The sequence below is a fragment of the Pantoea phytobeneficialis genome (genome assembly GCF_009728735.1).
Classification (GTDB): Bacteria; Pseudomonadota; Gammaproteobacteria; order Enterobacterales; family Enterobacteriaceae; genus Pantoea; species Pantoea phytobeneficialis.
The window spans coordinates 1,872,287-1,886,068 of the sequence record NZ_CP024636.1 but is presented as its reverse complement, the minus strand read 5'-3'; the positions used below and the strand labels follow the sequence as shown (position 1 = coordinate 1,886,068).

Annotated in this window: 12 protein-coding genes; 2 read left to right on the top strand and 10 right to left on the bottom strand. The window is 53.0% G+C overall.

Annotated features, from left to right (window positions below; all coding sequences use genetic code 11):
- Positions 1-82: 82 nt before the first annotated feature.
- A complete protein-coding gene (gene ppsA, locus CTZ24_RS08790; protein ID WP_208725329.1) occupies positions 83-2,467 on the bottom strand; it encodes a phosphoenolpyruvate synthase in 2,385 nt (794 codons plus the stop codon).
- A gap of 447 nt (positions 2,468-2,914) precedes the next feature.
- Here ppsA and ppsR point away from each other — a divergent pair, with 447 nt between their 5' ends.
- Both ppsR and CTZ24_RS08780 read left to right on the top strand, forming a co-directional pair.
- Complete coding sequence (gene ppsR / locus CTZ24_RS08785) at positions 2,915-3,742, top strand: posphoenolpyruvate synthetase regulatory kinase/phosphorylase PpsR (protein WP_021185264.1); 828 nt, start codon at positions 2,915-2,917, stop codon at positions 3,740-3,742.
- A gap of 191 nt (positions 3,743-3,933) precedes the next feature.
- A complete protein-coding gene (locus CTZ24_RS08780; RefSeq protein WP_208725328.1) occupies positions 3,934-4,980 on the top strand; it encodes a 3-deoxy-7-phosphoheptulonate synthase in 1,047 nt (348 codons plus the stop codon).
- A gap of 9 nt (positions 4,981-4,989) precedes the next feature.
- Here the strand turns inward: CTZ24_RS08780 and CTZ24_RS08775 are convergent, their stop codons facing one another.
- From CTZ24_RS08775 to pheT, 9 genes are all read right to left on the bottom strand, one after another.
- A complete protein-coding gene (locus tag CTZ24_RS08775; RefSeq protein WP_208725327.1) occupies positions 4,990-6,429 on the bottom strand; it encodes a protein adenylyltransferase SelO in 1,440 nt (479 codons plus the stop codon).
- A gap of 98 nt (positions 6,430-6,527) precedes the next feature.
- The gene (locus tag CTZ24_RS08770) at positions 6,528-7,271 is read right to left on the bottom strand and encodes an EAL domain-containing protein (protein WP_208725527.1); all 744 of its coding nucleotides are present in this window, start codon (positions 7,269-7,271) and stop codon (positions 6,528-6,530) included.
- A gap of 310 nt (positions 7,272-7,581) precedes the next feature.
- Entirely contained in the window at positions 7,582-8,040 is a 459-nt protein-coding gene (locus tag CTZ24_RS08765) for a C40 family peptidase (RefSeq protein WP_208725326.1), read from the bottom strand.
- A 74-nt stretch (positions 8,041-8,114) separates the two neighbouring features.
- Complete coding sequence (gene btuD / locus CTZ24_RS08760) at positions 8,115-8,861, bottom strand: vitamin B12 ABC transporter ATP-binding protein BtuD (protein WP_208725325.1); 747 nt, start codon at positions 8,859-8,861, stop codon at positions 8,115-8,117.
- A gap of 3 nt (positions 8,862-8,864) precedes the next feature.
- Positions 8,865-9,407, bottom strand: a complete 543-nt coding sequence (locus tag CTZ24_RS08755; protein WP_208725324.1) for a glutathione peroxidase — start codon at positions 9,405-9,407, stop codon at positions 8,865-8,867.
- A 40-nt stretch (positions 9,408-9,447) separates the two neighbouring features.
- Positions 9,448-10,431 (bottom strand): vitamin B12 ABC transporter permease BtuC, encoded by a 984-nt coding sequence (gene btuC, locus CTZ24_RS08750; RefSeq protein WP_208725323.1) that lies wholly within the window; start codon positions 10,429-10,431, stop codon positions 9,448-9,450.
- A 97-nt stretch (positions 10,432-10,528) separates the two neighbouring features.
- The gene (locus tag CTZ24_RS08745; RefSeq protein ID WP_021185272.1) at positions 10,529-10,885 is read right to left on the bottom strand and encodes a DUF2502 domain-containing protein; all 357 of its coding nucleotides are present in this window, start codon (positions 10,883-10,885) and stop codon (positions 10,529-10,531) included.
- A gap of 193 nt (positions 10,886-11,078) precedes the next feature.
- Entirely contained in the window at positions 11,079-11,381 is a 303-nt protein-coding gene (ihfA, locus tag CTZ24_RS08740; RefSeq protein ID WP_007892687.1) for an integration host factor subunit alpha, read from the bottom strand.
- 4 nt (positions 11,382-11,385) lie between these two features.
- Positions 11,386-13,773, bottom strand: a complete 2,388-nt coding sequence (pheT, locus tag CTZ24_RS08735) for a phenylalanine--tRNA ligase subunit beta (RefSeq protein WP_208725322.1) — start codon at positions 13,771-13,773, stop codon at positions 11,386-11,388.
- Positions 13,774-13,782: the final 9 nt, after the last annotated feature.

Sequence of the window (13,782 nt, the reverse complement as noted above, 5' to 3'; positions counted from 1 at the left end):
ACGATGGGAAAAATACATATCCGGGAAGATGGATGTGGGAAAGATAAGTCCCGGACACTTTCCGGGACTCTGGTTAACACCGTTATTTAGCCTTGTTCAGCTCTGCCAGACTCAGCCAGGTTTCCACGACGGTATCCGGGTTCAGCGACAAGCTGTCAATTCCCTCTTCCATCAGCCAGGCGGCGAAATCCTGATGATCAGACGGGCCCTGGCCACAAATCCCGACATACTTGCCCTGTTTCTTCGCAGCCTGAATCGCCATCGACAGCAACGCTTTCACCGCATCATTACGCTCGTCAAACAGCGCGGAAACCACGCCGGAATCGCGATCCAGACCCAGCGCCAGTTGCGTCATGTCATTGGAACCGATAGAGAATCCATCGAAATGTTGCAGGAACTGTTCCGCCAGCAATGCATTCGACGGGATCTCACACATCATGATCACCTTCAGGCCATTCTCACCGCGTTTGAGTCCCTGTTTCGCCAGTTCCTCAATCACCGCTTCCGCCTGCGCCACGGTCCGAACAAACGGGATCATGATTTCCACGTTAGTCAGCCCCATTTCATTGCGCACACGTTTCACCGCCGCACACTCCAGCGCGAAGCAGTCGCGGAAACTGTCAGCCACATAGCGACCCGCACCGCGGAAGCCCAGCATCGGGTTCTCTTCTTCCGGTTCGTAACGTTCACCACCTACAAGGTTGGCATACTCATTCGATTTGAAATCCGACAGGCGTACGATCACACGTTTCGGAGCAAACGCGGCCCCCAGGGTGGCGATCCCTTCGGTGAGTCGCGCAATATAGAACTCAACTGGATCGTCAAAGCCTTTCATCATCTGACGAATTTCCTGTTGCAGCTCTGGCGTCTGCTGGTCAAATTCCAGCAACGCTTTCGGGTGCACGCCGATCATACGGTTAATGATGAATTCCAGACGCGCCAGGCCCACACCTTCATTCGGCAGGCAGGCAAAATCGAAAGCACGATCCGGGTTACCGACGTTCATCATGATTTTCAGCGGTAGGTCCGGCAAGCTGTCCACCTGAGAACTGGTGACTTCAAAATCCAGCAGGTCGTCATAAACATAGCCGGTGTCACCCTCAGCGCAGGACACCGTGACCTTGCGGCCATCTTTCAGACGTTCAGTCGCATCGCCGCATCCCACTACCGCCGGAATACCCAATTCACGAGCGATAATCGCCGCATGGCAGGTACGTCCGCCGCGGTTAGTGACAATCGCTGACGCTTTTTTCATGATCGGTTCCCAGTCAGGGTCGGTCATGTCGGTAACCAACACGTCCCCCTTTTCGATCCGATTCATCTGGCTGATATCCTGAATCACCTTCACTTCACCGGCACCAATACGGTGACCAATCGCACGGCCTTCCACGACAATGTTGCCTTTTCCATGCAGATTGTAACGTTCCATCACCTGACCACTGGAACGTACTGTTTCCGGGCGCGCCTGGACAATAAACAGTTTGCCAGTGTGACCATCTTTCGCCCACTCGATATCCATTGGGCGTTTGTAGTGCTGCTCGATGAGTACTGCCTGGCGCGCCAGCGCCTGCACTTCATCATCGCTCAGACAGAAGCGATCACGTTCGTCTTCAGCCACATCTTCAATGCGAACCTGCTTGCCGTGTTCATGGGAGTCGGCGTACACCATCCGCACCTTTTTAGAACCCATGTTGCGACGGACGATAGCCGGACGATTCGCCGCCAGCGTCGGTTTGTGCACGTAGAATTCATCCGGGTTCACCGCCCCTTGTACCACCATTTCACCTAAACCAAAGGCGGCGGTGATAAACACCACCTGATCAAAGCCGGATTCGGTATCAATGGTAAACATCACGCCAGACGAGGCGAGATCGGAACGCACCATCCGCTGGATCCCTGCCGACAGCGCGACGCCGCGATGGTCATAGCCCTGATGCACACGATAAGAGATGGCGCGATCGTTAAATAACGACGCATAGACGTGCTTCACCGCCACCATTACCGCATCAATGCCCTGCACATTCAGGAACGTTTCCTGTTGCCCGGCAAAGGAAGCATCGGGCATGTCTTCAGCGGTCGCCGAAGAACGCACGGCAAACGAGGCTTCGGCATCATCGGCAGATAATTGTTGGTAGGCATCATGAATAGCTGTTTCCAGTTCAGGCTGGAACGGCGTATCAACCACCCATTGGCGGATTTGCTTGCCCGCTTTCGCCAACTCATCAACGTCATCAATATCAGTCTTGTCCAGCAAATCATAGATACGCTGGTTCAGCCCGCTTTGATCGAGAAACTGATTAAAAGCATAAGATGTAGTCGCATAACCATTGGGTACAGCCACACCCAGCGACGACAAATTGGTAATCATTTCACCCAGAGAGGCATTTTTACCTCCCACCCGATCAACATCATGCATGCCAAGCTGGTTGTACCAGAGCACTAGCGGCTGTTCGCCTTTATTGGACATCGAGATTATCCTTTTAAATGATTGGGGGCACATGGAACATTTTGCTATTCGCAAATACAGCTTGGCACAAGCAGAATATAAAGACTAAGTGTTGAATCGTTAAAGCAGCGAAAGAATTGAAAAATCGGATTAGTACCCGCAATTATCCAGGTTGCGCAACATCAGCAATTAACGCTAACAGATTGCTGCATCATTAAATTTCTCAATTTCAGAGGGTTAGCGCTTGCATTTTGTTGCGCAACAAAATCAGACTTTATTTTGTGCGCGAAGAAAAATAACCGAAAAAATGACGATTTCCGAAACGCTATTTCATCTATATTGAAGGTTAGATTAATATCTCGATGCCAGGGTTCTTTGCCATATGGAGATTTCATTTTATTATTATAAAAAATGAAATATTGGCAATGATAATGTTGCATAAAGGTTATCAGGAGGAAGGCTTTCATTATGAGCACAGAACGTAGCGTGTTTTATATCTCCGATGGCACCGCCATTACCGCTGAAGTGTTGGGCCACGCGGTGTTATCGCAATTCCCGGTGAACACCAATAGCGTAACCCTGCCATTTGTCGAAAATGTGCAACGTGCTCAGGCAGTTAAAGCCCAGATCAACGCACTTTATCAGCAAAGCGGTATCCGCCCGCTGGTATTTTTTTCAATCGTCACGCCTGATGTGCGGGAAATTATCCTTGAGAGCGAAGGGTTCTGTCAGGATATTGTCCAGGCGTTGGTCGGCCCGTTGCAGAGTGAGTTAGGTGTGCCCTCCATGCCCGTTGCCCACCGTACTCACGGGCTGACCGCCAGCAATCTGGGCAAATACGATGCGCGTATCGCCGCGATTGATTACACCCTGGCCCATGATGATGGCATCTCGCTGCGCGGTCTTGAGGATGCGCAGGTGATCCTGCTGGGTGTATCGCGCTGTGGTAAAACCCCTACCAGCCTGTATCTGGCGATGCAGTTTGGCGTCCGCGCCGCCAACTATCCGTTTATTGCTGACGATATGGATAACCTGAAACTGCCGCCCGCCCTGCGGGCCCATCAACATAAACTGTTTGGTTTGACTATCGACCCCGAGCGACTGGCCGCCATTCGCCAGGAACGTGCAGAGAACACACGGTATGCCTCGCTGCGCCAGTGCCGACTGGAAGTGGGTGAAGTTGAAGCCCTGTTCCGCACCCATCAGATTCGCTATCTCAACAGTACCAACTACTCGGTGGAAGAGATCGCCACCAAAATTCTCGACATCATGGGCCTGACACGACGGATGTATTGACCTGCCGGCGCGATTTTTTGCCCATCGCGCCACGCCGGAAGGTGACCAATACGTGTTTGTAAAGCGGGGCTGCCGAACTATTGAAATCCCTTTCGCTTTAGCAGGTTGAATTCGCAGGCTAATGGTTTATTGTGACCCTCATCACTTCCCGGTATTTCACCGTTGCGAAGAACAGATTTTCGAGAACCCTGATGAACAAAACTGATGAACTGCGTACCGCGCGCATCGGCAGCCTGATAATGCCCGCCGCGTTAGCGCAACAACACCCTATTTCGGCAGAAATTGCCGCAACTGTGACGGCAGCGCGTCAGCGCATTGCCCGTATTCTCACCGGAGAAGACCGTCGCCTGCTGGTGATTATTGGCCCCTGCTCGCTCCACGATCCGAAAGCTGCGCTGGAATATGCTCAGCGCCTGAACGTATTGCGCGAACAGTACCAGGACCGGCTGGAAATTGTGATGCGTGCCTATTTTGAAAAGCCACGCACCGTGGTTGGCTGGAAAGGCTTGATCTCCGATCCAGACCTGGACGGCAGCTTTGATGTGAATCGCGGCATTGCTATTGCCCGCCAGTTACTGCTTGATATCAACGCGACTGGCATGCCAACAGCAACCGAATTCCTCGATATGGTGATCGGTCAGTTTATTGCCGACCTGATCAGTTGGGGAGCCATCGGCGCGCGGACCACCGAGAGCCAGATCCATCGCGAAATGGCCTCTGCGCTCTCCTGCCCGGTAGGTTTTAAAAATGGCACTGACGGCAACGTGCAGATCGCCGTTGATGCGATTCGTGCCTCGCGTGCCAGCCATATGTTTCTGTCCCCTGACAAAAATGGTCAGATGACCATCTATCAGACCAGCGGCAATCCACATGGCCATGTGATCCTGCGTGGTGGTCGTCAGCCCAACTACCATGCAGATGATGTGGCGGCCGCGGCAGCTAACCTGCGTGATTTTAATCTGCCGGAACAACTGGTAATTGATTTCAGCCATGCCAACTGTCAGAAACAACACCGGCGTCAGCGTGATGTAGCCGATGATGTGGCGACACAGATCCGCGCGGGTTCCCGTGCCGTTGCCGGGGTGATGATTGAGAGCTTCCTCGAGGAAGGTAATCAGAAGGTAGTCGGCGGCCAACCATTGGTGTACGGGCAATCGATTACCGATCCTTGCCTGGGTTGGGACGACAGCGCCGAAGTGCTGGCTCGCCTGGCTGCCGCAGTCGACAGCCGTTTCTGATTCGCGGCGTTAGCTGGAGCAGCTCACCTCCAGCGTTTTACCCCACTCAGGGGGCCGTTGGCGCAATTCCGCGCTGACGGCCTCATCATTAAATGGCTGCTGTAAAGCCAGATGCAAGCGGGACAGCGCGCCAGTTTCGCCACGCTCAACCTCTTCAATCACCTGCTGGGCCAGATAGTTGCGCAACACCAATGCCGGGTTTGCAGCTTTCATCACTTGTTGCCGCGTTTCGTCGCTGGCTTCATCGCGCAACAGACGCTGACGATAGTCCTCGTACCAACGGTCAAACGCATCACGGTCGATAAATTCATCGCGCAATGGCGAACGCGTTTGCTGCTGTTGTGTCTCACTCAGCAGACGGAACGTCAGGGTATAGTCGCTGTGTTCATGCGTCATCAGTGCCAGCAATCCGGTCAGAATCGCGTTGTCATTGGCATCCGGAGTCAGTAGTCCGAGTTTGGCGCGCATTTTCTCACCCCAGACGCGCATCAATTCTGGTTCATATTGACTCAGTGCCTGCTTCAGTTGATCGGTGGTCATCAATCCGGACAGGGCATGTGCCAGACGGTTGAGATTCCATAAACCGACCGCAGGTTGATTATCGAAAGCGTAGCGCCCCTGATAATCACTGTGATTGCAGATGAAGTTAGGCTGATAATCGTCAAGAAAACCGTAGGGGCCATAATCGAGGGTCAGCCCGAGTATCGACATATTATCGGTATTCATCACACCGTGGGCAAAGCCGACGCTCTGCCATTGGGCGATCAGACTGGCGGTGCGCTTCACAATATCCGTGAACCACAACATATAGCGATCTGCCTCATCCTGTAACGTTGGCCAGTGATGACGAATGGCATAATCCGCCAGCTGACGAACCTTGTCCTGCTCGCCACCATAATAGAAATGCTCGAAATGGCCGAAGCGCAGATGACTTTCAGCGATACGCATCAGCATCGCGCCACGTTCCGGGGTTTCACGTAACACAGGTTCATCACCGATCGCCAGAGTCAGTGCGCGAGTGGTCGGGATCCCCAGATGATATAAGGCTTCCGAAGCAAGAAATTCACGCACTGTGGAACGGATCACCGCACGCCCATCACCCATTCGTGAATAGGGCGTCAGCCCCGCGCCTTTCAGATGCCAGTCCAGCTTACGTCCATCCGTCAGTTGCTGTTCACCCAGCAGGATGCCACGCCCATCACCCAACTGCCCGGCCCAGACACCGAATTGATGGCCACTGTAGACCTGTGCCAGCGGTGCCATACCCGGTAACAGCGCTTGCCCACACCAGACGCCATGCCCAGCCCCGTTGAATAACGCGGGATCCAGCGCCATTTCTGTTGCCAGGGGCGCGTTATGGTAAAGCAAACGGCCACCCTGCAAAGGGGTTGGGTCCAGCGCGGTATAGAGTCCCGGCAACTCCTGCTGCCAGCTGTTGGTAAACTGCATAGTCACTCCGCGAGGTGCATCGCTTACAGGCACCGCGATTGGGTTGAAAATCAACGGATAGTGTAACGCCGACACTGCGGAGAAAACAGATGAAAGGATTACTGCTGTAACGGAGAATTAAGAGTCACATCGGGATAAATCAAATCATTCAACCGTTCAGCTTTGACCACCGGAAACAGACTGCCCTGCAAATGTGCGCCGCTGAGTGCCGTCACTTTCTCCAGCATTGCTGAATCATCAATACCACAAATAATAATCTGCGTGTCATCGCCGGTAAAATTGTCGATAAGCGTCTGAATAAAAGGTATAAAAGATGCACGTTTTGCCAGCGCCTGAATAAAGTTCTTATCCATCTTCAGAACGCTAAAAAGATTATCGTAAACCGCCGTTGCCGGTGCTTTTCCTGCACCAAATTGCGAAAGCGATAAACGAAATTCACTTTTCAAGGTACTCAATAGTGGATGTGATTTACCCTGCCATAATTGAGGAAAGCTTTCGCTGATATCCAACGCAATAAACGGCAGTTGCTTAAATTTCCTTAACAGAAAGTCACTCTCCAGCAGCGTCACTGCCATCGAATCATCAATACGAACCAGGGCGGTAATTTGATTTAACTCAAAAAAGTCGCGGTACTTTTCCAGCAGTGCCAGCTGGCTCTGCAACAGGCGCAGTTGTTGTGCATCATCTAATTGAGGCAATAGCAAATCCTGCGGCAGCGTGATAGGAGCACTGTCGTGGACAAATTGCGTAACCAGTTCAACCGCAGTTAGCTGGCCCGCTAAAGAATAGGCTGGATAAAACCAGGTTTCCGACTGATAGTCGGCAGATAAATGAACTTTCATTTTAACAGCCAGAAGCAGTGGCGATTGGCGCATCGTATATCAATGAAAACGCTCAGGCAATAGGACCAAACGTTAGAAGAGAGGTGCTTTTTTGCCTGATGGTGTCATTTTTACGCTGAATTAATCCTTAAGCCAAATAACCATCGAATATTATCCATACCGTTAATTACATTAAGGCATCATAGATAGTATTAAATCCCCTTCAGGTAAAGTGCCATTTTAAAGCAGAGCACTTTAGGGGCAGGATTTAATTTAAGTACAGATTTTGGCGACACACTTTTAGCCAAAAGTGTTCTCAGACAAATACGTACTAAATACGCCGTGCCTGCCAAAATACTTTTCGCCAGTAAACGTTATCCAGTGATGAGCGAATCACACCCTGGCTGGTAGAGGCATGAATAAAGGTGTTATCGGTATCATAAATGCCAACATGCAGGCCATTTTCACCACTGCCCGTTTTAAAAAACACCAAATCGCCGGGCAATAAATCATCTTTATCAATACGCGTACCGATATCGCTTTGGGCGTCGGTTGAACGTGGCAACTGGAGATCGAACCGATCGCGGAAGGTGAGATAGACAAAACCGGAGCAATCAACACCGCCTCGGCTCAAACCACCATAGCGATAAGGTGTACCGTGCCAGTTGTTGAGCTGCTCATTAAGTTGCGCAATCACGGTGATGGAATCGGCCAAGCGGCCATTGGGCGGTGGCGCATGGTGGCTACATCCTGCCAATAGCAGCACCAGAATCAACATTATCAGCCGCATCAGAAAAATCCTTAAATCCGTTGCCCGAGCAACACTTTAGCGGCAAAACCTGATTCGGTGCAAGGCGCGCACCGTCAGGGCACCAGTAATAATGCGCCTTGGGGGGTTTCGATACGCTGAAACTGAATGTTGTATAGCGGAGCCAATTGCCCGACGGTGAGCACGCTGGCGGCCGTCCCCTGTGCCACCAACCTCGACTGATGCATCAGCCAGACCCGATCAGCATGGCGCAGACTGTGGTTCAGATCATGACCACTGGCAACAATGGCGATACCAGCTGCACATAACTGTGCCAGTAATGTGTCTACCGCCTTTTGCTGCGCAACGTCCAGCGCGCTCATCGGCTCATCGAGGATCAGCAATTTACCCTGCGCATTAATTGCCGGATGAATTTGCAGTGCAACAGCCGCGAGGCGTACCCGCTGCCATTCACCGCCGGAAAGTTGCAGCACGTTGCGCATCAACTTATCCTTCAGCCCCAGCATCTCCAGCACCTGGATTAACAGCCTGTCGGCTTCAGCGTTGACGTGCAGCAGATGCATGCGCAGATAGTGCCAGACAGGCATCTGTCCGGGTGCTGGCTGTTGCTGTGGCAACCAGGCGCGCATCCGGGCCAGCGCGGCACCGTTCATTTGCGCCAATGGCTGGCCGGAAAAACGAATATCGCCGATGGCGGGGAGTAAACCCGCCAGCACGTTCAGTAACGTGCTTTTACCGGCACCATTAGGCCCCACCAGATGGACCAACTCTCCGGCTTGCAGCTCAAGGTCGACGGGAGCCAACCGCCCTTTGACGCTGGCTCCCTGGCACTGCATCAGCATGGCTTATGCCAACGCCTGTTTGATGCTGGCAATAATGGTGGCATCATCCGGTGTCATGTCTGGCGCAAACCGCGCAACCACTTCACCTTGCTTATTGATCAGGAATTTTTCGAAATTCCACAGGATATCACCCGGTGCTTTCGGCGCACGGCCTTTGCTCACCATACGCTCATAGAAGCCACTGCCTTCCGGGCGCAGCGCTTCAGGCTGTGCTGCCACCAGCACGCTGTACAATGCGTGGCGAGCCGGGCCGTTGACATCGGTTTTCTCAAACATTGGGAAAGTGACGCCGTAGGTCGTGCTGCAAAAGGTTTTAATCTCTTCGCTGCTGCCTGGCTCCTGCTCCAGAAACTGATTGCAGGGAAAACCGAGTACGCTAAAACCTTTCGCCTGCCACTCTTTTTGCAGCGCTTCCAGTTGCTCGTACTGCGGCGTCAGGCCACATTTCGAGGCCACATTCACCACCAGCAGCACCTTACCCTGCCATTGTTCCAGGGTGGTTTTTTCACCGTCAAGCGTAACCAGTTCTGTTTGATAAATGCTCATTGTCGATTCCTGTTGTTGATGCCAAGAGTGCCAGCCGCAGCTAGCGCGAGGATTTCACTAATAACACGATAAACAGTGGTGCACCGAGTGTGGCGGTCACCACGCCGATGGGTAATTCAGCCGAGGTCAGGACCAGTCGGGCGATAATATCCGCCGCCAACAATACCACGGCACCGGCCAGCGCTGAGGCGGGGAGCAGATAGCGATGATCGCTGAAACCACACAGACGCAACAAATGCGGTATCACCAGCCCGACAAAACCGATAGCACCGGCCAGCGCCACGCTGACACCCACCAGCCAACCCATCGTCAGCACCAGCAGGTTACGCCACAGCAACATCGGCAGGCCCAACTGGCGTGCTGACGTCTCTCCCAACGCCAGCAGGTTGAGAACGCGTGACGTTGCAATCAACGCGATGATGGCCGGGATCAGCGCCAGCATCATCCAGCCATAACGCCAGTCAATACCGCTAAAGCCACCCATCATCCAGTACATTAACTGGCGCAGATCGAGACTGGTGCTGAAGTAAACCGCCCACGTCATGATGGCGCTGCAAATAATCCCCAGCGCGACGCCCGTCAGCAGCAAACGACTGACAGATAAATGACGATGGGCGAAATGAAGAAGGATTAAGGTAATCAACAGCGCCCCGGCCATCGCCGCCAGTGCCAGGCTCCATAACGAACCGTTACCGAGCATCACACCCAGCACCAAACCGATACCCGCGCCATTTGATACGCCTAGCAAGCCTGGTTCAGCCAGCGGATTATTGAACAGCGCCTGCATCACCACGCCGCACACGGCTAACGCTGCCCCTACCAACAGCACCGCGAGAGTACGTGGCAGACGCAGTTGCCAGACGAAGAGATCCCCCTCGCCTGAGAACCAACGCAGCGGTGATATCCAGCTGTCACCCGCGCACAGGCTTACTACCAGCAGAATAATGAGTAACGCGCCCAGGGCGATTAGCCAACGCTGGCTGTGGCGGTCTGCCTGATGGGCAAGCTGGTCCAGCAGAGTCATAAATAAGATTGGCTGAGAAAACAGAGATTTGATTGTAGTGAGATTACAGCAAAAAGAAAGGCAATTGCGGCGTCAGAACGACGCCGCTGATGAAGCATTAATTACGCGGAGGAACGGGTTGGCCGTTGTGGTTATCACGGTTGTCGTGATTCTGCTGCGGCTTGTTGTCGTGCTGTGGCGGGCGCTTCTTCGGTTCTTTATTACCCGGATGCTGTGTCTGCCAGCCATTACCGTTCCAGTAACCGTGTGGGCCTTTCATCCCCACACGCTGGTTATGGTGCTGCTTCCACCATGACGGTGAGCGCCAGTCGTAACCATCCCAGAAATAGCCGCGTTTGTCCTGGTCACCGATATGAATCGATACGCCCGGCGTGTTGATGTTTACGGAAACATTTGCACTGGCGAGCAGCGGCATGCCTAACAGGATGCTTAATAAAAGTGCTGTCTTTTTCATCAGCTTAACCTCTTGTTTTATGTTGGCGCTGTTATAACAAAAGCGCTGAAGAGGTCACTATCAGCAAATGCCGATTTTCATGCTATTTTCCGCATACTTACGAATTCTTTACATTATGAAAAAAGCATGGAGAACGGTGATTTTCTCACCAAAATAAAAAAGGCCGCTAAGCGGCCTTTTTGTTTTACTGAAATTAGTCAGCATCCTTGGGTGTCGCGTTCTCGACGCGACTTTTCAACTTCTGACCGGGACGGAAAGTCACCACCCGACGGGCAGTGATCGGAATATCTTCCCCGGTTTTTGGGTTTCTGCCCGGACGCTGGTTTTTGTCACGCAGATCAAAATTACCAAATCCGGACAGTTTAACCTGTTCTCCGTTTTCCAACGCGCGGCGAACCTCTTCAAAAAATAGCTCGACCAACTCTTTGGCGTCGCGTTTGCTCAGCCCGAGCTTTTCAAACAGGTACTCTGACATTTCAGCTTTTGTAAGCGCCATAGGTTCAATCCCTCAAGGTTGCCTGGAATCGCTCTTTTAATGCCGCAACGCATTTGGCAACGGTCGCGGCAATCTCCTCTTCTTCGAGTGTCCGGCTGGTATCCTGCAAAATCAGGCTAATCGCAAGGCTCTTTTCGCCTTCGTTTACGCCCTTACCACGGTACACGTCAAACAAGTTTACGCCAACTACCTGATTTACGCCAACTTTCTTACACTCCGCGATGATATCTGCTGCGGGCACGTTTTCAGCCACTACCACAGCGATATCGCGACGGTTCGCCGGGAAGCGTGAAATCTCGCGCGCGTCAGGCAGGACGCGGTCTGCGACCTTATTCCAAAGCAGTTCAAACACTAAGGTGCGACCGTTGAGATCCAGCTTACGTTCCAGCTCCGGATGAACCACCCCGATAAATCCGATTCGTTCATCGCCTAAATAAATTGCTGCGCTTTGTCCCGGATGCAGGGCTGGATTCGCTTCTGCACGGAAAGAAATCGCATCCAGTTTGCCGGTTAAATCCAGCAGCGACTCTAAATCGCCTTTTAAATCATAGAAGTCAACCGCCTGGCGCGCCAGATCCCAATGCTCTTCATTGCGATTACCGCTCAATACGCCCGCCAGCATAAGATCCTGACGGATGCCGAGATCGGCCTGAGTATCAGGCACAAAGCGCAAACCACTTTCAAACAGACGTACACGACTCTGCTGACGGTTCTGGTTGTACACTACCGCACCCAGTAAACCGGTCCATAAAGACAGACGCATCGCCGACATATCGCTGGAAATCGGGCTGGGCAGAATCAGCGCTTCTTCGCCCGGATGCAGCAGTTGCTGGACCTTCGGATCGACGAAACTATAGGTGATCGCTTCCTGATAGCCTTTATCCACCAGCAGTGTTTTGGCACGTTTCAGTGACAAATCTGCTTCGCGATGCTGGGTCATGACCAGGCTGGCCTTCACCGGGACATCCGGGATGTTGTTGTAGCCGTAAATACGCGCGACTTCTTCAACCAGGTCTTCTTCGATAGCCATATCGAAACGCCAGCTTGGTGCGATGGCGGTCCACTCACCGGCGCTAACCGTGACTTCACAACCCAGGCGCGTCAGGATATCGGTGACCTGCTCATCCGCAATTACATGACCGATCAGACGGTCCAGCTTTTCGCGACGTAAACGGATAGTGGCACGCGGCGGTAATGTCGCCGCATCAGTCTGGTCAATAACCGGACCGGCTTCGCCACCACAGATCTCCAGCAGCAGTTGGGTTGCACGCTCAATCGCTTTGTATTGCAGTGCTGGATCGACACCACGCTCATAACGGTGAGAAGCATCGGTATGCAGACCCTGACGGCGTGCACGACCGGTAATCGCCAGTGGATCGAAGTAGGCGCATTCGAACAGAATGTTTTGCGTCTCTTCATTAACACCAGAATGTTCACCACCGAAGATGCCACCCATAGCCAGCGCTTTGTGGTGATCGGCAATCACCAGCGTGTCGCTGCTGAGTTTCGCTTCGCTGCCGTCCAGCAACGTCAGGCTTTCACCCTCTTTCGCCATACGCACGACAATGCCGCCATCGATACGATCAAGGTCGAAGGCATGCATCGGCTGACCCAGCTCCAGCAGCACATAGTTGGTGATATCGACCACCGGATCGATAGAGCGGATACCGCAGCGACGCAGTTTTTCACGCATCCACAGCGGGGTTGCCGCTTTGACGTTCACACCTTTTACCACGCGGCCAAGGTAACGCGGGCAGGCAGCGGTAGCCTCAACCCGAATCGGGAAGGTATCGCTGATGGTGGCTTTTACCGGCTCGATAACAGGCGCATTCAGCGGCAGACCATTTAGCACCGCCACATCGCGGGCGATACCGATGATGCCAAGACAGTCGGCACGGTTCGGCGTCACGCTGATTTCGATGGTGTTATCGTCCAGCTTCAGGTATTCGCGAATATCGGTGCCGATAGGCGCATCGGTTGGCAGCTCAATAATGCCGCTGTGATCGTCGGAAATACCCAGCTCAGAGAACGAGCACAGCATGCCTTCAGACGGCTCACCACGCAGCTTCGCGGCTTTAATCTTAAAATCACCCGGCAGTACCGCGCCCACGGTTGCTACCGCAACTTTCAGGCCCTGACGGCAGTTTGGTGCGCCACAAACGATATCCAGCAGGCGATCGCCACCGACATTGATTTTGGTGACACGCAGTTTGTCTGCGTTAGGATGCTGGCCGCACTCCACCACTTCTCCTACCACAACGCCGTTAAATGCACCGGCAACCGCATCAACGCCGTCCACTTCCAGGCCGGCCATGGTGATCTGTTCAGACAGCGCAGCGCTGTCCAGGGCTGGATTTACCCATTCGCGTAACCAGAGTTCACTGAATTTCATTGGATAACC

What these genes read in the sequence shown, in the direction of transcription:
- CTZ24_RS08755 (WP_208725324.1), bottom strand. Translation starts at nt 9,407, where the DNA reads ATGAGCATTTATCAAACAGAACTGGTTACGCTTGACGGTGAAAAAACC.
- CTZ24_RS08770 (WP_208725527.1), bottom strand. Translation starts at nt 7,271, where the DNA reads ATGAAAGTTCATTTATCTGCCGACTATCAGTCGGAAACCTGGTTTTAT.
- ppsA (WP_208725329.1), bottom strand. Translation starts at nt 2,467, where the DNA reads ATGTCCAATAAAGGCGAACAGCCGCTAGTGCTCTGGTACAACCAGCTT.
- btuC (WP_208725323.1), bottom strand. Translation starts at nt 10,431, where the DNA reads ATGACTCTGCTGGACCAGCTTGCCCATCAGGCAGACCGCCACAGCCAG.
- CTZ24_RS08765 (WP_208725326.1), bottom strand. Translation starts at nt 8,040, where the DNA reads ATGCGGCTGATAATGTTGATTCTGGTGCTGCTATTGGCAGGATGTAGC.
- ppsR (WP_021185264.1), top strand. Translation starts at nt 2,915, where the DNA reads ATGAGCACAGAACGTAGCGTGTTTTATATCTCCGATGGCACCGCCATT.
- CTZ24_RS08780 (WP_208725328.1), top strand. Translation starts at nt 3,934, where the DNA reads ATGAACAAAACTGATGAACTGCGTACCGCGCGCATCGGCAGCCTGATA.
- ihfA (WP_007892687.1), bottom strand. Translation starts at nt 11,381, where the DNA reads ATGGCGCTTACAAAAGCTGAAATGTCAGAGTACCTGTTTGAAAAGCTC.
- pheT (WP_208725322.1), bottom strand. Translation starts at nt 13,773, where the DNA reads ATGAAATTCAGTGAACTCTGGTTACGCGAATGGGTAAATCCAGCCCTG.
- CTZ24_RS08745 (WP_021185272.1), bottom strand. Translation starts at nt 10,885, where the DNA reads ATGAAAAAGACAGCACTTTTATTAAGCATCCTGTTAGGCATGCCGCTG.
- btuD (WP_208725325.1), bottom strand. Translation starts at nt 8,861, where the DNA reads ATGCTGATGCAGTGCCAGGGAGCCAGCGTCAAAGGGCGGTTGGCTCCC.
- CTZ24_RS08775 (WP_208725327.1), bottom strand. Translation starts at nt 6,429, where the DNA reads ATGCAGTTTACCAACAGCTGGCAGCAGGAGTTGCCGGGACTCTATACC.